The following is a 26,193-nucleotide window of genomic DNA, read 5'->3' as shown; positions in this document are numbered from 1 at the left end:
GGCCGACGCGCCCACGTAAGTCGAAAAAATCGACTTACTGCCGTCCGAAGTGGCCGACGCGCCCRCGTAAGTCGAAAAAATCGACTTACWGCCGTCCAGAGTGGCCGACGCGCCCGCGTAAGTCGATGAAATCGACTTACAGCCGTCCGAAGCGGCCGACGCACCCGCGCAAGTCGGATGAAATCGACTTAGGGCCGATCGAGCCCGCCCTTACGGGGATTCATTTATTTTGTTATGATGGGATGAAAAGGGGGCGGGTACGCTGAAAATTCTTGTAGTGGATGATCACGCTGTAGTTAGATCCGGCTTAATGATGCTGCTCCATGGCAAGCATAATATGGAAGTGATCGGAGAAGCAGCTGACGGTGAAGAGGGGATTGTGGCGGCGGGGCGGCTGAAGCCGGATGTGGTCTTAATGGACCTGAACATGCCAGCTGGCATGGATGGGCTAACTGCGACGGCGGAACTGCGGCGATTAATGCCCGACTTGGCAATTCTGATATTAACGATGCATGACGATGATGAATACTTATTTAGAGCCATTCACGTTGGCGCTTCGGGGTACATTTTGAAAAGTGCACCGCACGAGGAGTTACTGACAGCGATCCGCTCCGTTGCAGCGGGGAATGCCTATCTATATCCTACGGCGACGAAGCGGCTCATGAATGAATATATAGAACAGTTAAAGCAAGGAGAGAATGTCGACACGTTCGGGTCACTTTCGGAACGTGAACGGGAAGTTCTGGCTCTAATCGCCAAAGGATTCTCCAATAAAGAAATCGCGGAACAATTGGTGATCAGCGTCAAAACCGTGGAATCACATAAAAGCAACGTCATGGAGAAGCTAGGCTTGAAGACAAGACCGGAGTTAGTGAAATATGCGGCGAAGAAAGGATTGTTGAACTTTGAGTAAGGATTTGAACCGGGAATATCCGGAAGTCATCGGCGAAAATGTAACGGAATTGTTAAGTCGTCTTGATGAACATATCACGGACTCGTTGTTTGAACAGGATTTGAGACAGTCGCTGAAACAATTATCCAATGTTAAATTTGCTCTCGATGAATCCTCGATTGTAGCGGTTACGGACCATAAAGGAAAAATTCAATATGTGAATGATAAATTTTGCCAAATTTCCAAGTTTGCGCGAAGTGAGCTTCTCGGTTTAGACCATCGAATAATTAATTCTGGTCATCATGGAAAAGACTTCATGGCCGACTTATGGCGAACGATTTCCTCGGGGGACGTATGGCGTGGCGAGATTAAAAATAAAGCCAAAGACGGCAGCTATTATTGGGTAGACACTACTATCGTGCCCTTTGTCGATAACCAGGGCCGGATCCATCAATATCTGGCGATTCGTAATGAAGTCACACAACTAAAACGGGTGGAAGAAGAGCTTCAGCTGATGATGTCACAGGTGATGCATATTCAAGAGGAAGAACGAAGGAGATTTTCCCGCGAGCTGCATGATGGGATTGGACAAAGCTTGTTCTCCTTATTGATACAGATGGATCGACTTATCGGAGAAGGTGAGACGGATCAGACCGAGCTGACGCGTCTTCGTCACAATGTAACCGGGATCATCGAAGAGGTGCGAAGTCTAGCTTGGCAAATCCGTCCTTCCGTTCTGGACGATCTAGGTGTCATACCTGCTATTCGTACGTATATTGAGAATTTCACGGATCACCATGGCATTCGGGTAGAGCTGAATAGCCATTTGCGCAGACGGCTTGGAGCACTAGAAGAAACCACCATCTATCGTGTGATCCAAGAGGCACTTACGAATATTGCGAAGTATGCGAGCGTATCAGAGGCAAGTGTTGCCGTTAATGAGATGGATGGCTTTGTTGTCGTGCGAATAATCGACAGAGGACATGGTTTTGCCAGAAACAGTAGTGCTAAAGGAGTAGGCCTATTTAGTATGGAAGAGCGAGCAAAGAGTATTGGCGGCAAAGTCACAATTGACTCTGTAATAGGAGAAGGGACTACCGTGACGCTGATGGTTCCAATGAAGATATGAAGGATGTGTCTCCTGGTTTGTAAAGGAGGCATGTCCTTTTTTCTATTATTAGAGGTCTGTGACATATGTCACAGAGAACATTTGGAAAAAGGAGTACATTTTACGTATAGGAAGAGGAGTTGAAAATAAATGATCACTTGCGAACAATGCGGGGAGACGAATGGTTCAAGAAAGCTAGGCAACAGTTGGATTTGTGGGGACTGCAAAATAGGTGATGTCAAAACGACCCTTAAGAACAAAGCGGGCAAAGTTACGATGGTTATTGAGAAGATAGTGGGCTACGAAGGCGAAGACGAAGGTGCTCATTCATGAATTTGAGTTTAGTCAAAAAAATAGTAGTTGGTATTGTTATTGTATCGATCGTCACCTATGGCTGTAGTGCGCTATTTATTTTCTATTTGAAAGACATCATCGCGCCAAGTATGGCAGATTGGCTATATCTCTCCATCATTATGCTGCTCGGCATTTTTTGGACAGGTTTATTAGGATGGTTTGGCGCCACCTGGTTTACAAAACCACTTCTCAGATTGACTGACGCCGCAAACGAAGCCGCTACCGGTAACTTGCAAGTGGAAATTCCATGGTACCAATCGAATGACGAAATTCGCTTGCTTAGTGTATCTTTTGAGAAAATGATAGGGAATTTGCGGCAAATGATTACGGATATTTCTGCTAGTGTTTCGTTTACGGACAGCCATGCAGGTGTACTACGGAGTGGTATGGAACAGGCAGCCAAACAGATCGAGCTCACAGCCGGTGCTGTTGAAATGATATCGAACGGTGCATCAGAGCAAGCAGCATCCACGCAAGGAACGTTAACGGCAGTCGTGCAGATTAAACAAGCTGCGGATGAAATCGGGGCCAAGGCAGGAGATTCACAGACCATTTCGCAAGAAACGTTGACAACCATCAAGGAGAGCGAGGTTATCGTGCGGTCACTGGTACAAGGCCTACTGAACTTGGCTAATTCCAATCTGGAATCCATTGGTGTCGTCAGGCAGTTACACGATAATGCGAAGGAAATCGGACTTATAACTCGAGTTGTTGGCGACATTGCCGAGCAAACGCACTTGCTTGCCCTAAATGCTTCCATTGAAGCAGCAAGAGCAGGAGAGCATGGTGCAGGTTTCATGGTCGTAGCTGGGGAGATTCGCAAATTAGCCGAACAAAGCGCCAAAGCGGTGAAGGATATCAACCAGTTGACCACACGAATTGAATTGGATGTAGCGGGAGTTGTAGAGAAAATAACCGATCAAGAACAACTCGCAAGCCGCGAAGTTGGCAAGGGTGAGGAAGGAAAGAAGGCACTGAATCGAATCAACAAGGCTGTCTTGGAAACCGCACAGACGGTTGAAAATATTGTAGGTTGTGTAACCGATCAGATTCAGAAGATTGGAAGTGCCTTAATTCAAACGAACGAAGTGGCGGAGATTGCAACCCAGATTTCGAAGGAGACGAAACATGTATCAATGTCCGTACAAGAACAAATGGCTGTTATGGAAGAACTATCTTCATCTTCGGAAATGTTGCGATGTCAGGCCGATCTACTGAAATCCAAGATTAATATTTTCCAAATATAAGGGATCATTCGCGATAACAGATAACCGAAATGAGAACGTTCGCAGTTTACATAAAAAAGCCATGATATTCAATCGAGTGAATGTCATGGCTTTGTTTTATTTTCTAATGTTGAAGCCGATAAAAGCTTTGGTGTTGAAATCGAACACTGCCGTCAAAGGTCCAAGGAGCGCATCCTGGTCTGTGTTGTAAGTAACCGTTATGACATTGCCTTGCGCAGCTTGAACGTCTGCAAGCAATTTCTTCTGCTCGTCTGTAGAAGCCATTACACCAACCTCGGTAGAGGAAACGATTTGAACGACTGCCTCATCTTGCTTCGTTGTAATATGGGACGCTTGCTCTTTCACTTGCGCCCATGCCAAGTTACGATATTCCTGTGCTGCCTCTGGGGACATTTTCGGCGTGCCGACTACAGGCGATTGAGTCTGAACAACGAGAAGGTACACAGGGCTTTGTGGAGGCAGGCTTTTCGTTTCAATTGGACCATAGTAGGCTTTTACTTTCGTACCAGCTTTCAGGTCTTCCCATTTCACGGATTCACCTTGTGACGTCAGGACACGAGTTTCCTTACCGCCATTAAGTACCAAATTGTCTACTTGAACTTGCCAGCCATCATCCGTATGTTTCACTTCTTTAATTGTATCTTCTTTAACTAAACGGTCCGCGTGAACATGAATGTTGACAGCTTGTGCTTGACCTGGAAAGCTCATCAACATGGCTGGTCCGAACTCGGCATCAATTTGAGTGCCAGCTTTAAGATCAGCTGCAGTTAGCGTTTTGCCGTCAAGGCTCTTAATCGTAGTTGATTTGTCTACGGTTAAAATGACCCAAGTGCTGCCGAGCAGCTCGATGCGGGTATTACCGTCGTCCTTCGTCTGTACGCTTACGATCACACCGGATGCAGGCATCAGGGCAGCTTCTTCGGCTTCGTCCAGCTCGATCTCTTTATTCGCTTCATCGTAATTTACCGTATAGCCAAGCTGAGTAGCAGCGTCACGTACGGGTAGGTAGGCTTTGCCATCAATATAGACAGGCGTTAGCTTGCTGTCTTGTCCGTTAACAACGATTTTTACATCCTTTTGCAAGTAACCTGTAACCTTTTCTACGAAATCCTCAGCTCCGACTGCAGCTGTTGTGCCGAGGATCCCAACCAAACTTAATATGACAGTTAATTTTTTCTTCATCTGATAAATCTCCTTCCGATATTTGAAATGTAGCGTCAATCATGTTGACAATCCATCAGACGGTGGTTGGAAGGAATAGGTTGCAGTCGTCCAAGAATTTGTTTGTCCCCAAACAAACATTGTTATAAAGATCGCTCGATAGTTTTCTACAAAATTTGCTAAAGTTATAAATTGTATCTAGAATATAGGTAGCATTTAAATTAAAATAATGGAGGTTTCCCCTATGAGTATAGGATTCAAATCGTGGTTGCAAAATTCGAAACAAGGCTTGACTGAACAGGTCAAAAAATTCAAGAATAAAGACTTTATGGATGCCGTAGTTGCCGGATGTACGATTGTAGCTGCAGCTGACGGAACCATCGATTCTAATGAAAAGCAAAAAATGGCTGGATACATGAGCCGGAGTGAAGAACTAAAAGTTTTTGATATGAGCGATGTTATTGCTCGCTTTAATCACTATGTTGGCAACCTTGAGTTTGATGCCATGATTGGCAAACAAGAAGCGCTTAAGTCAATTGCCAAATTTAATAATAAGCCTGAGATTGGGCGGGTCATTGTTGGTGTATGTAGTGCAATCGGAGCTGCAGATGGTGACTTCGATGATAAAGAGAAAGCCGCGGTTCGTGACATTTGCAAATCGCTTGGATTAAATCCTAGCGAATTCAGCTTATAAGTAAAAAGAAAGAGCTCTTAGGCTATCTAAGAGCTCTTTCTTTTACTTAACAGGGTTAACTTGTTAAGACAAACATTGTGTAATTTGTGGTAAAATCGATTACATAGAAACAATGTAGGAGGAATGAATAACGTGCGTTATGGAGCTATTGAAGCGGGAGGAACCAAATTCGTTTGTGGGATCGGAAATGAAGAAGGTATCATTGAGGATCGGATTAGTTTTCCAACGGAACATCCCGAGCAGACAATGCAGAAGGTAATTGACTATTTTGCAGATAAAAATGTGGCAGCGATTGGCATCGGATCATTTGGACCTATAAATGTCGATCCAAGCAGCCCCTTATATGGCTATATCACAACAACTCCGAAGCCAGGATGGGGCAATTACGATGTATTGGGGAAACTGAGACAATCCTTCGATGTTCCTTACGGCTGGGACACGGATGTCAATGCTGCCGCTTTCGGAGAAGCCAAATGGGGAGCGGCACAAGGGCTTGATAGTTGTGTCTACTATACGGTCGGTACTGGGATTGGCGTAGGCGTATATATGGAGGGCCGCTTGGTCCATGGTCTTGTTCATCCTGAAGGTGGCCATGTCATGATCAGACCTAGTTCGGGTGATAGCTTTCAGGGGACATGCCCCTATCATGGTGATTGCCTAGAGGGAATGGCCGCGGGGCCAGCCATCGAACAACGCTGGGGAGTGAAGGGCAGTGATTTGCCCGTAGACCATCCAGCTTGGGATTTAGAAGCTTACTACCTAGCTCAATCCATTAGTTCAACGATATTGATGATGTCACCGAAGAAGATTATTCTAGGTGGCGGCGTGATGCAGCAAGCACATCTATTTCCATTGATTCATACCCATGTTCAGAAGATATTGAATGGTTATATTCGAACGGAATCCTTGTTAGAGGACATACATAACTACATTGTGCCTCCAGGGTTAGGAACGAACTCAGGCTTGAGAGGATCTCTTGCTCTTGGTGTAGAAGCGAAACGTAATCATCAGTAATGTTGGCATGCATACTAATAATCCCCCCCAAGCTTAATTCTTGGGGGATTTGTGCTGTCTATCTGGACGTATGTAGGGTACAAAAGTGCAGGAGCATTCTTGAAGAATTAATAGTTGCAATAACATCCTATTTATCATAAGATGAAATTAGTTGCAATAGCATCCTATCTAGAGGGGGAAGGTAAACTGAGTCAACTATGGAGCAACAATGAGGAAGAAATGCCAACAGAATCACACGGTCAGTATATTTCGGCCATTTACCGCCATATGCAGATAGCGATCTCAGCCGAGTTGGCGCCATATCGAATCGGAAGCGGGCAATATATTTTTCTCATGGCGATCGCGTTTGGGCAGCCCATTACTCAGAAAGCACTGAGCGAGAAGCTGCTCATTGATAAGACGACTACCGCGAAAGCTATTTCTAAGCTTGAAGTGGAAGGTTATGTACGAAGGGAAGTCGATACCTCCGACAACCGCTATCAGTTGTTATTTTTGACGGAAGCGGGGCATGAGGTAGTACCCAAGGTACAGGAAGCGCTGGCACGTGTAAAAAATAAAACTAGAAGGGGCATTCCTGATGAGGAGTATGACCGGATGCTAAGCCTCCTGAAAATTGTGCTTCACAATCTGACCGATCAGGAGCAGGGTGGATCTGAATAGAGCAAACAACTGTGAGGAGGATGTATATGATGAAAGCTATTCCTTTTATCGTGGTGGATAACTGCAAGGATGAGATCAAGTACTATCAGGGCATTTTTGGTGGCGAGATCACGATATTGCGCAAGCAAGGGGAAGAAGTGCTTAATGCCGACCTACATGTCGAGGGGGCCATCCTTAAGTTTGCTGACACGCTAGCGGCAAAGCCAGCACTGAAAGGCGATTACGTGAGGGTGTTCGTAACCATCGAGAGAGAGGAAGCGTACCGAACCATTTACAGTGAGCTTGCGGCTAGTGGTTCTATTAACGTGGACATGTATGAAGCACCTTTCAACGGACTGCTTGCCATCGTTACGGATCGAAACGGCGTGTGCTGGGTGTTGTCCTATTATCGAACGTAATGCTCTGAATCCGTGATGCGGAGTTGCTTGATTATCCGCTATAAACCCAAGAAGCACATTCGTCTTCCGAATGTGCTTCTTTCATTTTTTTTCATGCAAGGAAGACTTCCTAATAGTAAGTGTAATAGAACCCATGTCAACCATATTGCTTACGCTACATGTTCATTCCATCCCTCCTCATGTTATGTTAAGCGTTTACAAACAAATATGAAACGCTACACCTTTAGCTTGAAACATGTAGTAGTTTTACTGAATCATGGAATATTTTTACTTCTGACAAAAGATTTACGGGAGAATGAATTTATGTTTCCATGTAGTAAAAAGATTCTATCTTTTAGTAAAGCAATTACATTCTTCGACAGCTCCTAAAATCGTATGATATGACATGTAAGCGGTTTATAAATAGCGGGCAGCCAGCAGATTCCCAATCACCTAAGACGGCTGCAGCCGAGAAAATGAAGATCTCCATGTGGTCACAGTTCTCTGACCCTAACTCCAAAGACGGCGGATTCATCGGCTTCTACAAAGTGTTGGATGCGACGAAAGCCAAGTTTCCTAATGTAGAAATCGAACATACGGGAATTGGTGGAGAAGCTTATAAAACGAAAATTAAAACAGCTTCAGCCGCCAATGAATTGCCAGATATTTTCTTCTCATGGGGCGGAGGCTTCGCACAGCCGTTCGTCGCAGGGGGCCGCATTTTACCGTTGCAGGATCTTGCCAAAGATGGAACCATCGACAAGCTAGTCGCAGGTACGACAGACAATTTCACGTTCGATAGTAAGCTCTACGGGCTTCCGACCAATATCGCAACGGCGAACCTTTATATCAATACAGAGTTGTTCCAAGCCGCAGGCGCTAAAGTTCCGGCCACTTGGGAGGATCTACTTCGCAACCAAATTCCGAAAACAAGAGAGATATCCTGCACTTACGCATCAATGCCGTCTGATCTCAGCATTCGTAGTACTCATTACAGTGCAAAAACCTTCACACCATAAGGAGCTATCTCCAGCTCCCCAACACTAACTTGTTCACCTTCCAACAAGTCTTCCAGCTCCTGCAGCAGATTAGCTTTGACTGGTTTGCCGGTGTAGTTCAGGATAAAGGCAAAGCGACGATCCTGTTTCACTCGGATCGCAACTTCCACCTCAGGCGGCAGCTCCGCCCAGCCTGTCGTAGCAGGCGCAAGTCCAAGGCGGCGGATCAAGCCATCCGCAATTTCGCGGCTGAACGCTGCCCCGAAATAATAGGCTTCACCGCTGCCATAGGGGTTGCGGGTAAGCGCCGGTTTGCCGGCATAATAGTCGCCGTCAAACAAGGCTAGCGTCTGTACGTTGTCGTTCTCTGGGTGGAGAATGTCGTTGAACAGACGGGCAGGCGTACTGGCTTCGTCCCCGCCATCGATCCAGCGCATGTGAGGTGTTGTAGCTTCATTCAAGACGAGCGTAAAGTCTTCCATGGTTATGCCGCACAGTTCTGCGACGAGACCTGGGAATGGCGTCATACGGCAATGTCCGCGTTGGTCTTTATAACCAGAGCGAGCTCCGAAGATCAGCTTGCCTCCCCCTGCTACATACTGCTTAAGCAGCTCCGCCGTTTCCTCCGACATGATAGCTGGATGAGGGTAGATAAGTACTTTGTAACGAGATAGGTCCCCCAGGGTAGTCTTCTCTTGCACATACAAATAATTGTATGGAATATGGCTGAACTGCAGGGCTTTGCCCCAGCTGTACTCGCTTTCTTTCGTCAGAGGCCCGTGCCAAATGTCGAACTCTCCGTCCCATTCATTGTCATAATCATGTAAAATAGCCACTTCTGCTGTGAACCGAGATCCAGCAATAAGCTCCCCGATTTTTCCCAACTCGCGGCTAATGGTTGTGGCTTCGGCCACCCTGCGGTTCGGACGGTTGTGGTAATCGTTAATCCCATGCCAATAAATTTCGGTACCAAACGTAGCCGTTCGCCATCTAAAATACAAGAGCATATCGGCCCCGTGAGCAACAGATTGATACGTCCATAATCGCATTTGGCCTGGTTTAGGGGCAGATTGTCCCATTGTATTCACCCAACCGCCAGGACCGGATTGTTGCTCCATCACGCAAAAAGTAGGGGAGATCGAGCGGATTTTAGTGAGCTGGTTGGAATAGCTGCGGTCCATGAGCGGATCCCTGCGATCGGCATCGTTCCAAATCGTTGTGAAGTTCGGGTACGAGTCATATGAAAAGAAGTCGAGCAGCTCATCGGTCAGGGCATGGCTATCCAGATGACCGAACATCCCGTTCGTTGTAATCCATTGAGCTGGTGCAAGCTGCCGCAAAATGTCTGACTGCAAACGAGCAAATGAAATCGTATTATCCGAAATAAAGCGTTTTTCATCCAGCGCTTGATGCGGATTCGCAGATTTGGTAGGCGCAGGTCGAGGCAGGTGCACTTGCTCCCAGTCCGAGTAGCTTTGGTTCCAGAAGACAGTCCCCCATGCCTGATTCAATGCGTCTAAGGAACCGTATTTCTCCTGCACCCATGTTCGAAACGCTTTGTGGTCGGCTTCGGCATAGAAGACGTTCACTTCGCAGTTAAGCTCATTGTCAATCTGCCAGCCAACTACGCCTGGGTGGTTCGCATAATGAGTAGCCATAGCCTCGGTTATCTTCGCGCAATAGTCGCGATAAATAGGGCTGCTGTAATTGTAGTGACGTCTCAGTCCGTGCTGATACTGCACACCCTCAAATGTAGCATTTAGAATTTCGGGGTATTTGTAGGTCATCCAAGCGGGTGGTGTTGCTGTCGGCGTACCAAGAATAACCTGCAGCCCATGTTCGTGAGCAAGATCAATCGCGCGGTCGAACAGATCAAAGGTGAATACCCCTTCTTCTGGTTCAAAGAAATTCCATGCAAACTCACCCATCCGCACGATGGTAAAGCCGATTTCTCGCATTCTCCTATAATCATCCGCCCACATAGCCTCTGGCCACTGCTCAGGGTAGTAGCATACGCCTAGATCAAATTTCTCTCCCGGAATCGTCTTTTCCATGAGTAATAACATCCCCATTTCTATGGATATAGTAATTTTTTGTTGTTAAAATACTTTATGTACTCATTATATTTCTTTATAATATAATGTATATAACATCATTTTGCTCCATGTATCAAATTCTTGCGTTTTGGAGGACATATGCGAATTCATTATGTATTACCAGAGCCTATGTACAAACACTACACGGTGTATCCGGATATGATTGGCCAATACGAGGATTTCCCGGAACATCAGGAGTGGCGGTCTAAGGGACAGTTACAACAAGCAAATTTACATATTGTGTTAAGAGGTAAGGGATATGTCAAAGCGAACGGGAAGGAATTCGGTCTGGAAGCAGGACAGGGTTTCTATTACGGGGCAGGTCTTGAGCAGGAGTATCGAACCGATCCGAATGATCCTTGGCAAGTTTTCTGGGTACACCTTGCAGGAGAGGGGCTCGATAGACTGTTAAACGATCAAGGAACTTCAGCTGTATGGTTGTTTACGTATGGTGATGTACCCAAGCTCAAACAACTGATCGCGGGCTTATTGGAACTGGCATCTCCGTATAATCGGAACGAGGTGCAATTGGCCGTAAAGCTCTATGAATTGATGGCTGAGCTTGCTTTACGTGCGGAGACGCATGGAACAGTAACGATCCTAGATAAGCGTGCACGGATGAGAGAGGTTGCGGAATATATTCGTACGCACTGCACGAAGCCGCTTACCCTCCTTCAGATGGCCGAGCAGGCAGGCTTCAGTACCTATTATTTTAGTCGGATGTTTCACGAAGTGATGGGGCGGACTCCGATAGAATGGCTCTTTGAATGCCGTCTTGTTGTAGCCAAACAGCTGCTTATGTCTACGGAATGGACAATTAAGCAAGTGGCAGAGCATATCGGATTTTCCCAGAGCAGCTACTTTATTGCACGATTCCGGGAGCATACCGGACTGACACCACAGGAGTATCGGCGGTTGTATAACACGTAAGAAGTAGCAAAGTATAGGATAATCAACGTGTTCACTATATGTATGCGCTTTCATTGACTGCCAAAGTCAAATCTGCATAAATTAAAGGCGAATCTACGTTTTACAATCGGTTGAGATCGGCGTAAGATTCATTACGACAAGTTGATTTTTTGTGAGAAAACCTCTATCGAAGCCACTCGAAGATGAGCGACCGCGTTTAGAGGCAGGTTTTATCGCCAATAAGAAAGCTATTTTCGGGAACCGAAAACTTATACTTTCTTATGTGGTAAAAATAAACCACTTAATTCCCAGTAGGGAAACGGGGGAACCAATCGAAGCCGTCCAAGCAATAGATGGCTTCATGGGGTGAATCCTGATGCTCGCAAGCATTAGGTAGGACGCTCTCAAGTCCGAATCCGACAGCTAACCTCGTAGTGCATTGAGAGAGAACCGCACACTCGCCTTCTTATGTGAAGAAGCCCGAGCGTAGAGATTCTCTATGCTTAGGGCTTCTTTTTGTTCGCTTTTAACCTTATAAATTGGAGGAGGCCTTGCCATGCATGCAATTGAAATCAACAATTTGACCAAAACCTATGGGAATGCAAGAGGCATCACGGATGTTAGTTTTACGATCGAAGAAGGGGAGATCTTTGGGTTCATTGGACCGAATGGGGCAGGGAAATCAACGACGATTCGAACGCTGCTGTCTCTGATTTTTCCAACTAGCGGCAGTGCAAAGATTTTCGGGAAAGACTGCATCCAGTTTGCACCAGAGATTAAGAAGGAAATCGGCTATTTGCCGTCGGAAGTTTTTTATTATGACAACATGAGGGTAATTGACCTACTTAAGTACTCGGCTAGCTTTTACAAGAAAGATTGCACCAAAAGAATCAAAGAGCTTGCTGACATCATGGATTTGGACGTTACGAAGAAGATTGATGATCTATCCCTGGGGAACAAAAAGAAAGTGGGCATCGTTCAAGGGTTGCTGCACGATCCTAAGCTCATTATCCTGGATGAACCGACGAGTGGGCTGGATCCGCTCATGCAACAGAAGTTTTTCGAATTGCTCGAACAACAGAATCAAAGGGGAGCTACGATTCTTTTTTCTTCTCACATATTGAGTGAAGTGCAGAGACTTTGTGATCGCGTTGCGATTATTAAGGAAGGCAGGATTGTGACGGTTGAGAAGATCAGCACGTTAAAAGAAAACAATTTTAAGCGTTTTAAAATAGACACGACACAAGAGTTGGACCCGCATTTCTTCAGGATGATCGGAGTCAACAACATTGAAGTCCAAGGACAGACAACCAGCTTCTTATTCAAAGGCAACATTAATCAAGTAATGCGAAAAATTGCCCAAATTGAAATCGATAATCTGTGGATTGAAGAGCCTGATTTAGAGGAGATCTTTATGCATTACTACGAGAAGGAGGCGTAAGAGGAATGAATATTTTCCTGCATGAATTGCGAGCTTATCGAAAATCCACAATCACGTGGACGTGCTCCTTAATTGCTGTCATCGTCTTATTCTTATCCCTTTTTCCTTCGGTCTCTAAGGATTTTGCTGAATTTGCTAAAATATTAGAAGGGTATCCCGAAGGGGTCAGGAAAGCGCTGGGTATTGAAATCGAAACGTTCGGTACGCTGCTGGGATTCTACGTGTATATCTTCATGTACATTACGCTTTGCGGAGCCATTCAAGCCATGGTTCTGGGAACGTCGATCCTCTCCAAGGAAGTTCGTGAGAAAACAGCAGACTTTCTACTTACGAAGCCCGTTACGCGCACGAAAATCTTGACTTCCAAGCTATTAGCGGCTGTCGCTTCATTAGTGATAACCTGTGTGATCTATATCGCTGCAGCCTATCTGATGGCGCTTCAAGTAAAAACGGTCGATTTCGATGTGAATCTCTTTCTATTAATTTCATTCACCTTACTGTTTATCCAGTTGATGTTTCTAGCTATAGGATTCATCGTTTCAGTTGTTTTTGCTAAAATCAAAGCCGTCTTATCCGTCAGTCTTGGCACGGTGTTTGCCTTTTTCGTTATCGGGATGGTCGTTGCCGTAGATGGGGAGGGAGCTAAAAGGTATTTCTCGCCATTCAAATACTTTAACGGGAAATACATGCTTGCGCATACGAGCTATGAAGCGTCTTATGTCATTGCAGCCCTTGCGATTATCGTCGTTTCGATTGCGGCAAGCTACTTCATCTACACGAAAAAGGATGTTCATGCCGTATAACATGCAGGTGAAAGGAGGGAACAGCCAATGAATATATTTTGGCGAGAACTGAAAACGTATCGAAAATCGATGATTTTCTGGAGTCTTGGACTCATTTTTCTAGTCGCAAGTGGCATGAACAAGTATCAAGCAACGGCAGCGGATGGTCAGATTAATGATCTTATGGCAGAAATGCCGAAGTCCTTCCAAGTGATCATGGGTGGCGGTGCGTTAGATTTATCAAAAGCTAGCGGCTACTTCGGCATCCTGGTGCTATATTTCTTGTTGATGGCAACCATCCATGCGGCAATGCTTGGCGCCAATATCATTGCGAAGGAAGAGCGGGATAAGACGGCTGAGTTCCTATTCGTGAAGCCTTTGTCGAGGCATGGCATCATCACGTGGAAGCTGCTAAGCGCTTTCGTGAACATACTTATTTTTAACCTCGTGTCATGGATTTCGAGTGTGTTGATTGTTGGGGCTTACAGCAAAGGTGAGGCCGTAAATGGTGACATCTCCATCGTCATGCTGGGTATGTTTATCTTGCAACTGCTCTTTCTGGTCATTGGAACTTCCATTGCAGCCGTGTATCGAAATGCCAAAAAATCAGCCTCGCTCGCAACAGGCATCATGCTCATCACGTTTATCTTATCCATTGCCATTGATTTCAACGATAAGCTGGCATTTTTGAAATATGTAACCCCGTTTAAATTTTATGAGGCTAAACTTATCATGTATGGCGGTGGATTGGATGCCGTTTATGTCGTTATTTCCGCAGTCCTAATTGTCCTGCTAACGGTTGTCACGTACGTCTCCTTTAATAAACGAGATATGCACGTATGATATGAAGAAAGACCTTTCACCCTATCCATAGCTGGATGCGGACAAAAGGTCTTTTTTATTTATTTCTTCAAATCCAAACGCACATCGCGACCATCGTCTTGTACAGACAGCTCTTTACCAGCCGCCTTCAGGGAATTGACGCGATTCACCCAAGCGTCCAGCATGATGGATCCGTCTTTCCAATCCTTCACTTCACCAAATACCGTAAAGCCATCGCCACTGCCAGTAGCCATGAAATCATTGGTTGTTACTTTGAACGTGCGGTCTGTATTCAACTTGCCATCGACATAGATCGGAGTGCCATCTGCCAAAGTGATTTTGGAATATTTCTCACCAAGTGGCTTTGTGTTATCCCATTCGACCTTCAGTCCTGAGAATTGAATAGCTGGGAGACTTGTATATTTGTCTGTGACTTCGAGTGCTTTTTTGATTTGTGCAGCAGTCATTGTACCCGTTACATTGTAATTGCCAAAAGGGAGCACCTCGAACATTTCGCTGTAGGTTAGCTCACCTTTGTCAATATCCGTGCGAATACCGCCAATATTCGTGAAAGCAATATCGGACTTCTCAGAAGCGCGCATCGCATCTGTGATGCTGTTGCCTAACTGTGTTGCGCCGTCACGATCAGCCCCGCCATTCGCTTCAAAGCGGAAAGATTTACGATTTAGCGGCTCTGCAACTACGACTTCTACTTCACCGGATTTCCCCGAAATTTTGGCTTTATACTCTTCAACCGTCTGGTGAATGCCCGCGTCAGCTGTCGTTAGGTTCGTATAGGTTTCTAGCAAGCTTGCATTGGAGGAAACGACTTGCTTGGTTGATTTGTCTACAAAAAGTTGAATATGCCCAACCGCGTAAAGCCAGCTTTGAGCTTCAACTACGGGAATACCATTTACAATTCCAGCAACACGCATGTGGGAGTGACCACCAACAATGGCATCTAATGTGCCATTCCCAGTACCTTTTGCAAGATCAGCAAGCTCACTGATGATTTCAGCGGATTTCTGGTTTTGCTCACCTGGGAGGTGGGAGGTAACCATGATGATATCAACACCTTTAGCACGAAGCTCAGCTGACAATTCTTTGGCCAAAGGAACTGGATTTACAAAGGAAAGGCCTTCGATGTTCGTTGATTTCGTTGTAGTTTTCGTTTGTGGTGTTGCGAAGCCGATGATGCCGATTTTCAGCCCCTCTTTTTCAACAATCACATAGGGCTGTGTCCAGTCAACGCGTTTACCTGTTTGATCATCAATAATATTAGCTCCAAGGATAGGGAATTTAGCATTCTTAATATTATCGATTAGAACATCGCGACCGAAGTCGAATTCATGATTTCCGATAGCTGCAGCATCATATTGCACTTGCGCCATCGTATCCATTACGGATTGGCCATTCGTTGTATTGGAAATCAGCGTACCTTGCCAAGCGTCACCGCCGTCCACAACGACTGTTCCTTTGGGATTTACAGCACGGAAATCGGAGACGATGCCGCCAAATGTTTCGATACCGCCTTGACTTTGATTGCGCTTTTTATCGAAGCCGACTTCGATTTTACCGTGAATATCGTTCGTTGTTAAAATATCAACCACTTTAAATAAAATAGGCTTAAGCGCCTTAGCTACTTCATCACGCGTTACTTCAGCAGTAGGGTTGAAGTTACCGTCGAGGGTAGGTGTGAAAATTCCGCTAATGACGGCATAAGCGACATAATGGCGGGAGTCTTTCGCGATGGATGCGGAGTCTTTGAAGTAGTTCAACACATTCTCATTTACTTGTGGCAGTTGGCCGCCAGTTACGACTTTCACGATTAACTCAGCAAGCTCTTGACGAGTTACGGCAGCATTCGGATGAAATGTACCATCAGCAAAGCCGCTAATCAGTTTAGCTGCAACGGCATTCGCAACTGCTTGCTTTTGCCAAGTCGCAAGGTCCGTGAAAGTAACATTACTAGCATCTGCACTTTGCAGCTTGGCAGCACGATTAACCATGGTTACCACTTCAGCGCGAGTAGCGATATTTGCGCCACGGTAGTCTGTATCACCGTAGCCTTCCACAACGCCGTTATCAATGGCGAGACGCATATCTGATTTCATTGAAACAGGTGTCGAGGGTGCACTTGTTTCGGCAAATGCTAGGCTGCTAGCGAAGGAGCTTGTAAGAACCGCCACAAGAGCAAGAGCAGTAAAGCGAGTAGTAAATGTTTTTTTCATGTGTTAATAATTCCTCCTCCAAAGTAATAGAACTATGGTTAATAACCCATCTATTAGTATAAAGGGAATGCTAGATTTTGAGAAGTAAAGAAATTATTGTTATTTTATGTAGTGAAAAACTTAACTTCCAGTAAAGACTGCAACCTCTTAGCTCGTACGGGGATAGTGGAGGATAGAGATAGAGATAGAGATAGAGATAGAGATATGATTGCTCAGACAGAATGGTGAGTTTGATCGGAGGGAAGTTTCGTAGATCTCCTGTGCGCCAGGTGAATAAATGGATTTTCTACAGTTAAATTTAGGGGTTATTCATTCAAACGCAGATTAGTTGGATAACGTACAGTTAATTTCAACCATTTTAGCCAATTCGAACAAAAGAGGCTGTTTTACCTACATGTTTTACAGTTAAATCAATTTTTTCGAGGTAATTCCTCGAAAATAGCTGTACATTTTCCAGTTAATACAAGTTGAGTAGAGTACTAGCACCTCCGAGCGTCCGCATCCCGCATGCGGCGCTTCCCACGCATCCCGCGGGCCCCCTGTCCACGGCCAAATTTACAAGTATAGCAGCGGATGCACCAGCAAAAAACCAGTTAGCATCTGCACAATGGGATGCTAACTGGTTTATTTATTACACGCTCTGAGCTAAGCTCATTTCGACACACATAAGAATAAAGGCGCCAGCACCATGCAAATCGTTCTCGCTTGTAGGACGTGCGATGTAGTGGGCGTAGTCTCCGATCCCCGTACCAATACAGATCTGGCCAATGATCACATGACCGTTCTCATCAAACTTCAGTGTATCAATGACCCCTTGATATCCTTTCCACGCATAGGTCAAATACTTAGCATCCAAATAACCGAATCGCACGGCTTTGGCAATGGCATGCACATACAGTGCGGTACAGGAATTTTCGAGCCAATTATCCGAAATGTCTCCTTTGTCCACAACTTGATACCATAAACCTGTGGCAGCATCCTGATAGGGGATCAAAGCGATGAGCAGGTCTTGAAGGATGCTCGTCAACTCAGCTTTATCCTTGTGGTCCGCAGGAAGGTATTCGAACATTTCCAGTAATGCAACGGGGTACCAGCCGATCGCGCGTCCCCAGAATTCTGGAGCCAAGCCTGTTACAGGATCAGCCCAAACAGCAGCTTTGGTTTCATCCCACCCATGGTACAGCAGGCCAGTGTTAGGGTCCTTGGTATGCTTCTCCATGAGAATTGCCTGATAGGTCATCATGTCAAAATATTCGGCTTCGCCGAAGGTTTCACCGAATTGAACAGCAATCGGTCCAGCCATATACAGTCCATCCAACCACATTTGATTCGGATATCGCTCCTTGTGCCAGAAACCACCGGATGGATTGGTTTTCCATGATTTTAGAAGGGGAACCAATGTGTGCAAGGCTTTTTTATACCGTTCATCGCTAGTTTGCTCATACAGGTTATAGAGCAGCACGCCAGGTTGAATGTCATCCAGTTCTTCGGGATTATATTTTTTGATGCTGCCGTCAGCAAGAATCTGACTGTCTACCCACCGTTTAATATACGTATAGTATTTATCATCGTTAGTTTCTCGCCAGCATTTCTCCATACCTGAGAGGAAAACACCCTGATGATAGTGGAAACGGTCTGGGGGAAGCTGTTCGGGTTCAAATTTGGCCATTAACGCTTCACAGGCCTTCTCCGCCCATTGGATGGGCGTTAGTGTGTCTTGTTTCATGTTAGTGATTTGGATGTTGTTTTCTGAAGTTTGCATCTTTGTTATTCCTCCTTCAATCTACTAAGCTTATCTTAGCAGAGGAATATGTACATTTTTTGCGCAAATATAGAATTTCTTCTTATATCTTGCAGTCTAACGGCAGAGGCGTATAATAAATGGCAAGTCAGATGAGAGGCGGAGATGAGGATGGGCGATTTTCAATTCAATAACCGTGAGGGTTCCTTCTCTATATCCTATCGGAAGGCGTTAAGTCACAATATGCCAGTCAACCATTTTCATAGCACCTATGAAATTTTCTATTTGATGTCCGGCAAAAGGACTTTTTTTATAAAGGACAGGACGATGATCATTGACGAGGGGGATATCGTCATCATCTCTCCGAATATCCTTCATCGGACCACCAACACCGAAATGCCCAAGCACGAGCGGCTCATCGTGAATATTCATGAAAGCTATATGGCATCGGTAAATAATGCTTATCGAGACATATTTCAGCCCCTTTTTGAGCATGCCTACTTGATCATCAAATGTCCGCTGCAAGACAAGCTTGCTATCGAGTCGGTTGCGCAAAGCATTATGCAGGAGATGCAGGAGAAGAAGCCTGGCTTCGAGATGTTTGCGCAGACGTTAGTGCTGCAGATGCTTATTATTTGCTGTCGCCATGCCAAACAAAATGCGCTGGAACTGCTGGAACCTCCTAGTGCCATGCACGAGCGAATCTTGGAGGTTGTTCGTTATATGAACACCCATTACATGCAAGAGCTGCCGCTGCATCTGCTGGCGGAGAAATTTTATGTCAGTCCCTATTACCTAAGCCGGTTTTTCAAAGAAGCGACGGGGTTTACGTTCGTGGAATACTTGAATAGTGTCAGAATTAAGGAAGCGAAAAAGCTGCTGGAACAAACCTCCATGAAAGTTAGTTTGATTGCCAAGAAAGTTGGCTTCGGGAGTGTAACGCATTTTGGCAGAGTGTTCAAATTAGTGACGGGACATGCTCCGTTGTATTATAGGAAGGTCAAGTAAAAGGCATTCACCTCTTTCGGTGAATGCTTTTTTTAAAGTTCAGAATTTATACGCTTTGTGTTTTGTGGTTAGGCGTTGCTCTTGGTGCTCGTGTAGAGTGTAGCAGACGCATCAGCGCCAACCACAGGGCATCCTGACCAAGCGAATAACTGGATTTCCTACAGCTATTTCAAGCGAAATCATAGCATTTTGCAAAATAACTGGATTTTCTCCCGTTATTTCAGACCAATTTCGTCAGACATCCATTGTCCTGATGATGACCGACTCCGAATGAAGCCTGGCCGTGGCTGATCCTACCTAGAAGCAGATTTAGGCGATTGAGCCGGAGATCGATTTGCCGGATAACGGTTGATTATGAGAAATGCTGTGTTTCACCACAATAAACTAATACTCTCACCAACATTTTCTAATATTAATCTAATAGTATTGATTTACTATACAGATATAGGCCAACTAACTAATCAATATAACTAGAACGGAGATGGATACGATGGAATCAAAACTTCAAGAAAAAATTGACAGCCTGCGATTCGAAATGATCAATCAAGCGGTGATCAATGGTAGCCTGACACATGAGAAAGTCGTATCCGTTAGCCAGATGTTAGATAGATACATTGTGCTATACCAGAAGCTTATTCTCAAAAAAGCAAAATTAAAGCTAATTAGTTAAGGTTAGCCTTGGCCGCGTCATGTTAGAAAAAGAAATTAAAAATAGGAGTTGGGGGGTGCGCTTAGGTTGTGAGCGTGCTTTTTTGTTTTTTTGGCAATAAAGTAGGCTGACTTGAAGTAGAAGAATCTACGACAGGTCAGCCTACTAGAAACCTAGGACATGCTAAGGCATTCATAACGATAAGCTACTCATTTTGTGAATCTGGAACAGGTTGTTCTTCGGTTGCAGCGACTTCATCATTCGCATCTTCATTTACTTCTTCGTTCACTTCAATCACTTCACTTACTTCTGCCTCAATGCTGTCGCTTTCATTCTCGCTTGGAGCTGCATGCTCACCCGCAAGTTGTTGAAGCGCTTCTAGTCTGCTGCTCAAGCTCTTAATTCTTTCATCCGCTTGGTTGCCACCAGATAGTTGCTGTGCATGGCGGAGCAAGGATTGTACTCTTTTAATTTCGGCTGTATGTGCCATCGTTATGTTGCCTCCCCATAGTCTCGTTCATTTTATCTAACACCAAGGAAAACTATCATCCATAGAAAAGTGTATACTTTTCTATCTTTTACTACAAGAGAAATTAGCATAGATGCCCATAGGTCAGAAGGATGAAAGCATTCCGTTTATGGTAAAATAGTTAAAAAGATATCGAATGCCTGCATCCATCACTGTTTACATGGAGGAAGGAGATTGACGATTGGCTGTCTCGCAGAAAACGTTAAGAATTTGCAACAAAGGACACAAGTACTATAAGAGTACCGACTGTCCGACCTGCCCGACTTGCGAACAAGAGCTGAAGCCTGAATCCGGGTTTCTTTCAACACTCTCAGCACCGGCCAGGCGAGCTCTGGAGAACAATGGCATTACGACTTTGTTAGAGCTATCCAACTACAGCGAAGCTGAGATTCTAAAATATCACGGCATGGGTCCAGGTTCGTTACCTAAACTTCGAGCAGCTTTGCAGACGAATGGACTGTCATTCAGAAGTTAATCTATGGTAGCACACCGAGCAAATCGATGCGGCCCCTTTCTATGAGGAGGTCGCTTTTTGTGCAGAGTGTTTGTAGGGGGCGTGCTGACCTAGTTTTGTAACAATTGAATAGGAGAAAAGATATGTTTTATATTATAATAAAAAAGACCGTACGGTTCGGTTTTTTGACGTAATAGAAAGTATAAATTTCAAAGAGCAGTCCCGTCGGCCATCGCAGGCTAGCGCACAAATTAGGGAAGGATGAAGGTATGTCCACTAGTAAAAAGGCTTACTTATTGATGTTGTCAATTACAGTTATATTTATCGTGTATGTCTTGTACACCAACTTTGTTCAGGATCCGCAAGCAACCGCTTTTCTAAGCCATAAAGCAACGCTCAAACGTGTATTACATACGGAAATCTGGCTAAAAGTGATGAATATACACGTCATTTTCGCATGTATGGCTATGATCTCGGGGGCTGTTAATTTCTCTACGGCCATCTTAAAAAAGTATCGTAAATTCCACCGTATGAACGGTTATTTCTACTTGTTGTCCGTGCTCATCGTTGACGTCACTTCCGGTTATATGGCGCCCTATGCGACAGGTGGGAAAGCGAGCAGCATGGGATTTAATTTAATGAATATTGTGTGGCTGGTTCTGACGATCATTGCCATCGTTAAGATCAAGAATAAACAGGTTAATCAACATCGCAAGTGGATGACGAGAAGCTATGCTTTCGTTTTTACAAATCTCACGATTCATGCCATTACTTCGCTGCTCCATGATGGGGTCGGGCTTGCGTATACAACTAGCTACACAATTGCTGTATATGGATCTATCATCTGCCTGATAGCAGCTGCTGAGATTGTTATCCGAACTGTTTTTAGAAAATCTAGCACAATGTGCTAAAGAGCCTTGTAGGTCAAGAGCAGCCGTTCAATATGTTGCATGGCATAAGCGACATGACGATTGTCCTTCGTAAGCCTGCTGGACATAATGCCGCCTTCAATGGTTGAGAATATAAAAGAAGCCACAGATTCCAATTCCATCTCCGGTTGCAATTCTCCATTACTAACCCCTTGAGCCAGCAAGGATTGAATGAACCCCAGCATTTGCGTGTACGCCAGGGCAGCGTGATCTCGAAGAACCGGGAAGGAATGGTCGCTTTCGACCGCTGTATTTAAGAAAGGACATCCGCCTTGTATCGGAGGGTTATGGACGGTGTCACGGTACACATCGCACATGGCTGCAATTTTGCCGATTGCTGTGTCCTGAAGTTCGATTGCTGCTGAGAAATGCTGCCATAAGACTTGTCCAGCATATTGGAAAGCTTCAATCGCAATTTCGTCCTTGCTGGTGAAGGTGCGATAGATCGCTCCTTTGGTTAAGCCAGTGGCGTCCATAATATCTTGCATCGACGTGCCTGTATACCCTTTATCGTTAAATAGAACAGCCGATTTCTCAATGATTCGGAGCTTCGTTTGTTCACCTTTGCGCATGGGAGAATTCCTTTCTAGCGAAACTGACAATTTTAGAATAATTATAGCACGATAACACATCAAAACTCACCTGATCACCCGTTCACAGCTCCACTTGTATGAAGGCAAGTAACCCCCCAAATGGCATCCTATATTCTTCCAAAAAAATGATTGCAAAGGATTTAAATCCGATGTAAGATACAAATAAAGGGAAGCAAGCGCTTACAATAAATTGTATTAAACCGGTTTAACACAATCGAATATGAAAGTTTACATAATTTGTAGAAGTAGTTCATACCATGTTTAAAGCGCTTACAATTTCTATTAAAACGGTTTAACCACATACAACTCGATAAGTTTAATTTCCTTTTTAAACCGGTTTAAAGTTATTTTACCTTGGAGGTGAAGGGAACCAATATCCAGTTAAGAGCTAAGGAATATTGAAGTACCCGTATAATACTTTAAAACCATGGAGGGGATTGGCTTGCAGAAGAACAGGTTGTTTATGGCGATGATGATGTTGATTTTTGCAGTTGTTTTTGCAGCTTGTGAGAGTGAAAGTGAAGGTCCAAAAGCAAGTACAGCAGTTGTGAAGGAGACATCGGGTCCAATTGCATCAGCGCCTACAAAGATAGAAGGATACAAAGAAGCTCCGATGTTAACTAAGCTTGTAAGTGCAGGAACGCTTAAAGCAGTAGCTGAACGGATGCCGGCTAAAGAAGATATTATGGTCGAAAAGGTAACAGATGAGATTGGCAAATACGGCGGTGACTGGAAAATGCCTTGGGGTGGACCTAATGATCGTTGGGCTGTTGGTCAACCTACGGAGGAGGCGTTATTTCGTTTTAATAAGGACGGAAGTGCGGTTGAGCCTAACGTTGCCAAAAGCTATGAAGTCAACAAAGACTCAACTGAATTCACGATCCATTTGAGAAAAGGCATGAAATGGTCAGATGGTGTGCCTTTTACAGCTGACGATGTCATTTTCTATTGGGAGCATATGCTCACGAAAGAGACTTTCGGCAAGAAAATTTATGATGCCTATTACTCCGTCGATCCTGTATCGGGAGAAAAGGCTTTAGCCACAGTGACCAAAGTGGATGATTTCACCTTTAAAGTTACTCATAAGTATCCTAGCGTACAATTTCTGGAGCGCGTTGCCATCGATAATAAATGGTTCTTTGCACCAGCACATTTCCAAAAAACGATATTGCCTGAATTCGTAGGTGAGGCGAAGGCGCTTGAAATTGCGAAGCAATGGGGCTTTGCAGATGTGAAATCGTTCTTGGTAGCAACGGGCTATTATTATTGGGTTAACCCGCAAATCCCAACCTTAAGAGCTTGGGTGGCTAAAAACGATCCGAATAGTGATCAATTTATTATGGAACGCAATCCTTACTTCTGGAAAGTGGATAGCGCTGGAAATCAACTGCCTTATATGGACCGTATCGTTGCTACCAAAGTTCAGGATCCAGCACAAAGAGTTCTTGGCGCATTAGCTGGTGATTATAATCTGCTTGGTTTTGATTTTAAAGATTTCACGGTACTCAAAGAAAATGAGAAAAAAGCAGGCTACAGTGTATTGGCTTGGACAACAGCAGCTTGGTCAAGTACGGGTCTTCAATTTAATCAAACCATTGCTGATCCTAATCTTCGTAAACTGTTCCAAGACATTAAATTTAGAGAAGCTGTTTCTGTTGCGGTCGACCGCAAAGAGATTTCAGAAATTGTTACGAACGGATTAGGGGCACCTATACAAGCTTCCGTTCCCGAAGGCTTGGTTGGCTACCAAAAAGGCTGGGCGGATCAATGGAGTAAATTTGATCAAGCACGTGCGAATCAGCTTCTGGATGAACTTGGTCTGACGAAACGTGATAAAAACAATTTCCGTTTAAACGCGGATGGTTCTGATTTAACCATTACGGTTACTGAGAACACGACGAATACGGCAACTTTCTTGGAATTGGTCAAAAAATATTATGAAAAAGTGGGTCTAAAGGTAGACGTCAAAGTTGTAGATGCCGGCACGCATAATGATCTCAAATACGCAAATAAGATTGCAGCAACGACAGAAAATATTTCGCTTGTCAATGTAGCTTTTAGACCGGATACACTTGTACCGCTGCGCGTATTAACACCATGGCTTGGAAATTATGGCTTGTATACGTCTTCCAATGGCAAAGAGGGAGTTAAACCGGAAGGTGACATCGCGTTAATTATGGATTACTGGAATAAAGTTAAATCATCGACAACTAAGGAAGATATTACGAAGTGGAGCAATGAAATCATTAAACTGAATCAAAAGAATCAATGGCTGATTGGTTATACGGGCCCAACACCAAATCTGATTGTTGTCTCAAACAAGATGGGCAACGTGCCTAAGAATTTAATTTTTGCCGATGAATTCCGCAGCTTAGGCCATGGACATCCTTCTCAATTCTATATCAAACAATAGGTCGCTGTGAACGACATACTGGGGAAAGTCAATTTCCCCAGTATGCGTTTCAAGAGGACATCGAATTAACCGGAGAGGACAGGATCGAGATGCTCCAATATATTTTAAAAAGAATTGTTTTGGTCATACCCGTCGTTTTTGTTATATCCGTTATTGTCTTCTATATCATTCAGTTGCCACCTGGTGACTACGTTTCATCTTATGCGGCGAAGATGTCCGCGGCAGGTGAGATCATGACACAACAAGATATTGCCGAAATGAGATCGGCCTTGAAATTAGATCAACATTGGTTTATCCAATATACGGTATGGATGAAAAACATTTTCACTGATTTTAACTTCGGATATTCGTTTAGTTTTAACAGGCCTGTTATGGATGTGATCTCGCAATATATGGCGTTAACGCTGATCGTCTCTCTGGCAACGATGGTATTTACGTACGCGGTGGCGATACCAATCGGGATCTATTGTGCAGTAAAGCAATATTCGATTGGTGATTATATTTTCTCTGCATTCGGTTTCCTTGGCATGGCTACACCTCACTTTTTGATGGCGATCATTCTCATGTATCTGTCCTATGTGTATTTTGGTGATCCGTTGTTAGGTCTGTTTTCAAATGAATACGCCAGCAGCGCATGGTCAATGGGTAAAGTTCTTGACTTGCTGAAGCATATGATTATCCCGGTTATTGTCATTGGTTTGGCGAATACAGCAGAGCTCATTCGAGTGATGAGGGGGCAAATGCTGGACGAATTGAATAAGCCGAATGTGGTGACGGCACGATCGAAAGGCTTATCAGAAACGAAAATCTTACTGAAGTATCCGACGCGCGCTGCGCTCAATCCCATCGTAAGTACGCTTGGATGGTCATTAACGTCCATTTTTACAGGTTCGACAATTACGGCGATTGTTCTGAATTTACCTATTCAAGGTCCAGTCATGTATAACGCCTTACTAGCCCAAGATATGTATTTGGCAGGTACATGGTTATTGTTTATGGCAGTGTTAACAGTTGTAGGTACCTTGATTTCGGATATATTGTTGGCATGGCTCGATCCCAAAATTCGCACGGCATTCAGAGGTGTATGACCT

At 44.6% G+C, this 26,193-nt stretch carries 26 protein-coding genes and 1 riboswitch; of the genes, 20 read left to right on the top strand and 6 right to left on the bottom strand.

Annotated elements, in window-relative coordinates; all coding sequences use genetic code 11:
* The first annotated feature begins 277 nt into the window (after positions 1-277).
* From ASG89_RS03770 to ASG89_RS03755, 4 genes are all read left to right on the top strand, one after another.
* Entirely contained in the window at positions 278-913 is a 636-nt protein-coding gene (locus tag ASG89_RS03770) for a response regulator transcription factor (RefSeq protein WP_321166468.1), read from the top strand.
* The gene (locus ASG89_RS03765; protein WP_057308963.1) at positions 906-2,021 is read left to right on the top strand and encodes a PAS domain-containing sensor histidine kinase; all 1,116 of its coding nucleotides are present in this window, start codon (positions 906-908) and stop codon (positions 2,019-2,021) included. The genes ASG89_RS03770 and ASG89_RS03765 overlap by 8 nt, the downstream gene beginning before the upstream one ends.
* Before the next feature lie 129 nt (positions 2,022-2,150).
* Complete coding sequence (locus ASG89_RS03760) at positions 2,151-2,333, top strand: hypothetical protein (protein WP_057308962.1); 183 nt, start codon at positions 2,151-2,153, stop codon at positions 2,331-2,333.
* Positions 2,330-3,601, top strand: a complete 1,272-nt coding sequence (locus ASG89_RS03755; RefSeq protein WP_057308961.1) for a methyl-accepting chemotaxis protein — start codon at positions 2,330-2,332, stop codon at positions 3,599-3,601. Before ASG89_RS03760 ends, ASG89_RS03755 begins: the two co-directional genes overlap by 4 nt.
* Positions 3,602-3,697: 96 nt before the next feature.
* On the opposite strand, the gene ASG89_RS03750 is transcribed toward ASG89_RS03755, so the two are convergent.
* The gene (locus ASG89_RS03750; protein ID WP_057308960.1) at positions 3,698-4,783 is read right to left on the bottom strand and encodes a stalk domain-containing protein; all 1,086 of its coding nucleotides are present in this window, start codon (positions 4,781-4,783) and stop codon (positions 3,698-3,700) included.
* A gap of 223 nt (positions 4,784-5,006) precedes the next feature.
* On the opposite strand from ASG89_RS03750, the gene ASG89_RS03745 reads away from it, so the two are divergent.
* The 5 genes from ASG89_RS03745 (at position 5,007) to ASG89_RS03725 (ending at position 8,526) form a co-directional block, all read left to right on the top strand.
* Positions 5,007-5,456, top strand: a complete 450-nt coding sequence (locus ASG89_RS03745) for a tellurite resistance TerB family protein (RefSeq protein ID WP_057308959.1) — start codon at positions 5,007-5,009, stop codon at positions 5,454-5,456.
* A 132-nt stretch (positions 5,457-5,588) separates the two neighbouring features.
* Complete coding sequence (locus ASG89_RS03740) at positions 5,589-6,470, top strand: ROK family protein (protein ID WP_057308958.1); 882 nt, start codon at positions 5,589-5,591, stop codon at positions 6,468-6,470.
* A 141-nt stretch (positions 6,471-6,611) separates the two neighbouring features.
* The gene (locus ASG89_RS03735; RefSeq protein WP_235549584.1) at positions 6,612-7,130 is read left to right on the top strand and encodes a MarR family winged helix-turn-helix transcriptional regulator; all 519 of its coding nucleotides are present in this window, start codon (positions 6,612-6,614) and stop codon (positions 7,128-7,130) included.
* Positions 7,131-7,159: 29 nt separating this feature from the next.
* Entirely contained in the window at positions 7,160-7,528 is a 369-nt protein-coding gene (locus tag ASG89_RS03730) for a VOC family protein (RefSeq protein ID WP_057308991.1), read from the top strand.
* Between the two features lie 380 nt (positions 7,529-7,908).
* Positions 7,909-8,526: an ABC transporter substrate-binding protein gene (locus tag ASG89_RS03725; RefSeq protein ID WP_082592700.1), complete on the top strand. Its 618-nt coding sequence runs from the start codon at positions 7,909-7,911 to the stop codon at positions 8,524-8,526.
* Here ASG89_RS03725 and ASG89_RS03720 read toward each other — a convergent pair.
* Positions 8,499-10,559, bottom strand: coding sequence for a beta-galactosidase (locus ASG89_RS03720; protein ID WP_057308955.1), 2,061 nt, complete (start codon positions 10,557-10,559; stop codon positions 8,499-8,501). The two genes, ASG89_RS03725 and ASG89_RS03720, sit on opposite strands and share 28 nt — an antisense overlap.
* Before the next feature lie 141 nt (positions 10,560-10,700).
* Here ASG89_RS03720 and ASG89_RS03715 point away from each other — a divergent pair, with 141 nt between their 5' ends.
* The 4 genes from ASG89_RS03715 (at position 10,701) to ASG89_RS03700 (ending at position 14,576) form a co-directional block, all read left to right on the top strand.
* On the top strand, positions 10,701-11,531 hold the full coding sequence (locus ASG89_RS03715; protein ID WP_057308954.1) for a helix-turn-helix transcriptional regulator: 831 nt from the start codon (positions 10,701-10,703) through the stop codon (positions 11,529-11,531).
* 267 nt (positions 11,532-11,798) lie between these two features.
* Positions 11,799-11,963, top strand: a riboswitch (cyclic di-AMP (ydaO/yuaA leader).
* Positions 11,964-12,066: 103 nt separating this feature from the next.
* A complete protein-coding gene (locus tag ASG89_RS03710) occupies positions 12,067-12,951 on the top strand; it encodes an ABC transporter ATP-binding protein (RefSeq protein ID WP_057308953.1) in 885 nt (294 codons plus the stop codon).
* 5 nt (positions 12,952-12,956) lie between these two features.
* Positions 12,957-13,754 carry an ABC transporter permease subunit gene (locus ASG89_RS03705; RefSeq protein ID WP_057308952.1) on the top strand — a complete coding sequence of 266 codons (798 nt, stop codon included), beginning with the start codon at positions 12,957-12,959 and terminating at the stop codon, positions 13,752-13,754.
* Positions 13,755-13,781: 27 nt separating this feature from the next.
* Entirely contained in the window at positions 13,782-14,576 is a 795-nt protein-coding gene (locus tag ASG89_RS03700; protein WP_057308951.1) for an ABC transporter permease subunit, read from the top strand.
* Between the two features lie 59 nt (positions 14,577-14,635).
* Here ASG89_RS03700 and ASG89_RS03695 read toward each other — a convergent pair whose 3' ends face one another.
* Entirely contained in the window at positions 14,636-16,786 is a 2,151-nt protein-coding gene (locus tag ASG89_RS03695) for a 5'-nucleotidase C-terminal domain-containing protein (protein ID WP_057308950.1), read from the bottom strand.
* 467 nt (positions 16,787-17,253) lie between these two features.
* Between ASG89_RS03695 and ASG89_RS37435 the strand changes: the two genes are divergently transcribed.
* The gene (locus ASG89_RS37435) at positions 17,254-17,430 is read left to right on the top strand and encodes a hypothetical protein (RefSeq protein WP_157276505.1); all 177 of its coding nucleotides are present in this window, start codon (positions 17,254-17,256) and stop codon (positions 17,428-17,430) included.
* On the opposite strand, the gene ASG89_RS03690 is transcribed toward ASG89_RS37435, so the two are convergent.
* Entirely contained in the window at positions 17,418-18,548 is a 1,131-nt protein-coding gene (locus tag ASG89_RS03690) for a glycoside hydrolase family 105 protein (RefSeq protein ID WP_063867661.1), read from the bottom strand. The genes ASG89_RS37435 and ASG89_RS03690 overlap by 13 nt on opposite strands.
* A 150-nt stretch (positions 18,549-18,698) precedes the next feature.
* Between ASG89_RS03690 and ASG89_RS03685 the strand changes: the two genes are divergently transcribed.
* On the top strand, positions 18,699-19,535 hold the full coding sequence (locus ASG89_RS03685; protein WP_057308949.1) for an AraC family transcriptional regulator: 837 nt from the start codon (positions 18,699-18,701) through the stop codon (positions 19,533-19,535).
* A 490-nt stretch (positions 19,536-20,025) separates the two neighbouring features.
* Positions 20,026-20,205, top strand: coding sequence for an aspartyl-phosphate phosphatase Spo0E family protein (locus tag ASG89_RS03680; RefSeq protein ID WP_057308948.1), 180 nt, complete (start codon positions 20,026-20,028; stop codon positions 20,203-20,205).
* Positions 20,206-20,389: 184 nt separating this feature from the next.
* Here ASG89_RS03680 and ASG89_RS03675 read toward each other — a convergent pair whose 3' ends face one another.
* Complete coding sequence (locus ASG89_RS03675) at positions 20,390-20,674, bottom strand: hypothetical protein (protein WP_057308947.1); 285 nt, start codon at positions 20,672-20,674, stop codon at positions 20,390-20,392.
* 220 nt (positions 20,675-20,894) lie between these two features.
* On the opposite strand from ASG89_RS03675, the gene ASG89_RS03670 reads away from it, so the two are divergent.
* The gene (locus ASG89_RS03670; protein WP_057308946.1) at positions 20,895-21,188 is read left to right on the top strand and encodes an RNA polymerase alpha subunit C-terminal domain-containing protein; all 294 of its coding nucleotides are present in this window, start codon (positions 20,895-20,897) and stop codon (positions 21,186-21,188) included.
* A gap of 248 nt (positions 21,189-21,436) precedes the next feature.
* On the top strand, positions 21,437-22,078 hold the full coding sequence (locus ASG89_RS03665; protein ID WP_057308945.1) for a DUF2306 domain-containing protein: 642 nt from the start codon (positions 21,437-21,439) through the stop codon (positions 22,076-22,078).
* Here the strand turns inward: ASG89_RS03665 and ASG89_RS03660 are convergent.
* Positions 22,075-22,668, bottom strand: coding sequence for a TetR/AcrR family transcriptional regulator (locus ASG89_RS03660; protein WP_057308944.1), 594 nt, complete (start codon positions 22,666-22,668; stop codon positions 22,075-22,077). The two genes, ASG89_RS03665 and ASG89_RS03660, sit on opposite strands and share 4 nt — an antisense overlap.
* 463 nt (positions 22,669-23,131) lie before the next feature.
* On the opposite strand from ASG89_RS03660, the gene ASG89_RS03655 reads away from it, so the two are divergent.
* Positions 23,132-25,102 (top strand): ABC transporter substrate-binding protein, encoded by a 1,971-nt coding sequence (locus ASG89_RS03655; protein WP_235549583.1) that lies wholly within the window; start codon positions 23,132-23,134, stop codon positions 25,100-25,102.
* 89 nt (positions 25,103-25,191) lie between these two features.
* A complete protein-coding gene (locus tag ASG89_RS03650) occupies positions 25,192-26,190 on the top strand; it encodes an ABC transporter permease (RefSeq protein ID WP_057308943.1) in 999 nt (332 codons plus the stop codon).
* The last annotated feature ends 3 nt before the right edge of the window (positions 26,191-26,193 follow it).

It is taken from the genome of Paenibacillus sp. Soil766 (assembly GCF_001428105.1).
Taxonomy (GTDB): Bacteria; Bacillota; Bacilli; order Paenibacillales; family NBRC-103111; genus Paenibacillus_E.
Note: the sequence above shows the minus strand (reverse complement) of the source record. Positions and strands in the feature narration are given on the sequence as shown.

Excerpts from the sequence above, each read along its gene's own strand:
- ASG89_RS03735 (WP_235549584.1), top strand. The coding sequence starts at position 6,612 with ATGAAATTAGTTGCAATAGCATCCTATCTAGAGGGGGAAGGTAAACTG.
- ASG89_RS03705 (WP_057308952.1), top strand. The coding sequence starts at position 12,957 with ATGAATATTTTCCTGCATGAATTGCGAGCTTATCGAAAATCCACAATC.
- ASG89_RS03660 (WP_057308944.1), bottom strand. The coding sequence starts at position 22,668 with ATGCGCAAAGGTGAACAAACGAAGCTCCGAATCATTGAGAAATCGGCT.
- ASG89_RS03695 (WP_057308950.1), bottom strand. The coding sequence starts at position 16,786 with ATGAAAAAAACATTTACTACTCGCTTTACTGCTCTTGCTCTTGTGGCG.
- ASG89_RS03745 (WP_057308959.1), top strand. The coding sequence starts at position 5,007 with ATGAGTATAGGATTCAAATCGTGGTTGCAAAATTCGAAACAAGGCTTG.
- ASG89_RS03700 (WP_057308951.1), top strand. The coding sequence starts at position 13,782 with ATGAATATATTTTGGCGAGAACTGAAAACGTATCGAAAATCGATGATT.
- ASG89_RS03675 (WP_057308947.1), bottom strand. The coding sequence starts at position 20,674 with ATGGCACATACAGCCGAAATTAAAAGAGTACAATCCTTGCTCCGCCAT.
- ASG89_RS03710 (WP_057308953.1), top strand. The coding sequence starts at position 12,067 with ATGCATGCAATTGAAATCAACAATTTGACCAAAACCTATGGGAATGCA.
- ASG89_RS03685 (WP_057308949.1), top strand. The coding sequence starts at position 18,699 with ATGGGCGATTTTCAATTCAATAACCGTGAGGGTTCCTTCTCTATATCC.
- ASG89_RS03760 (WP_057308962.1), top strand. The coding sequence starts at position 2,151 with ATGATCACTTGCGAACAATGCGGGGAGACGAATGGTTCAAGAAAGCTA.
- ASG89_RS03720 (WP_057308955.1), bottom strand. The coding sequence starts at position 10,559 with ATGGAAAAGACGATTCCGGGAGAGAAATTTGATCTAGGCGTATGCTAC.
- ASG89_RS03750 (WP_057308960.1), bottom strand. The coding sequence starts at position 4,783 with ATGAAGAAAAAATTAACTGTCATATTAAGTTTGGTTGGGATCCTCGGC.
- ASG89_RS03650 (WP_057308943.1), top strand. The coding sequence starts at position 25,192 with ATGCTCCAATATATTTTAAAAAGAATTGTTTTGGTCATACCCGTCGTT.
- ASG89_RS03755 (WP_057308961.1), top strand. The coding sequence starts at position 2,330 with ATGAATTTGAGTTTAGTCAAAAAAATAGTAGTTGGTATTGTTATTGTA.
- ASG89_RS03665 (WP_057308945.1), top strand. The coding sequence starts at position 21,437 with ATGTCCACTAGTAAAAAGGCTTACTTATTGATGTTGTCAATTACAGTT.
- ASG89_RS03730 (WP_057308991.1), top strand. The coding sequence starts at position 7,160 with ATGAAAGCTATTCCTTTTATCGTGGTGGATAACTGCAAGGATGAGATC.
- ASG89_RS03690 (WP_063867661.1), bottom strand. The coding sequence starts at position 18,548 with ATGCAAACTTCAGAAAACAACATCCAAATCACTAACATGAAACAAGAC.
- ASG89_RS03680 (WP_057308948.1), top strand. The coding sequence starts at position 20,026 with ATGGAATCAAAACTTCAAGAAAAAATTGACAGCCTGCGATTCGAAATG.
- ASG89_RS03715 (WP_057308954.1), top strand. The coding sequence starts at position 10,701 with ATGCGAATTCATTATGTATTACCAGAGCCTATGTACAAACACTACACG.
- ASG89_RS03725 (WP_082592700.1), top strand. The coding sequence starts at position 7,909 with ATGACATGTAAGCGGTTTATAAATAGCGGGCAGCCAGCAGATTCCCAA.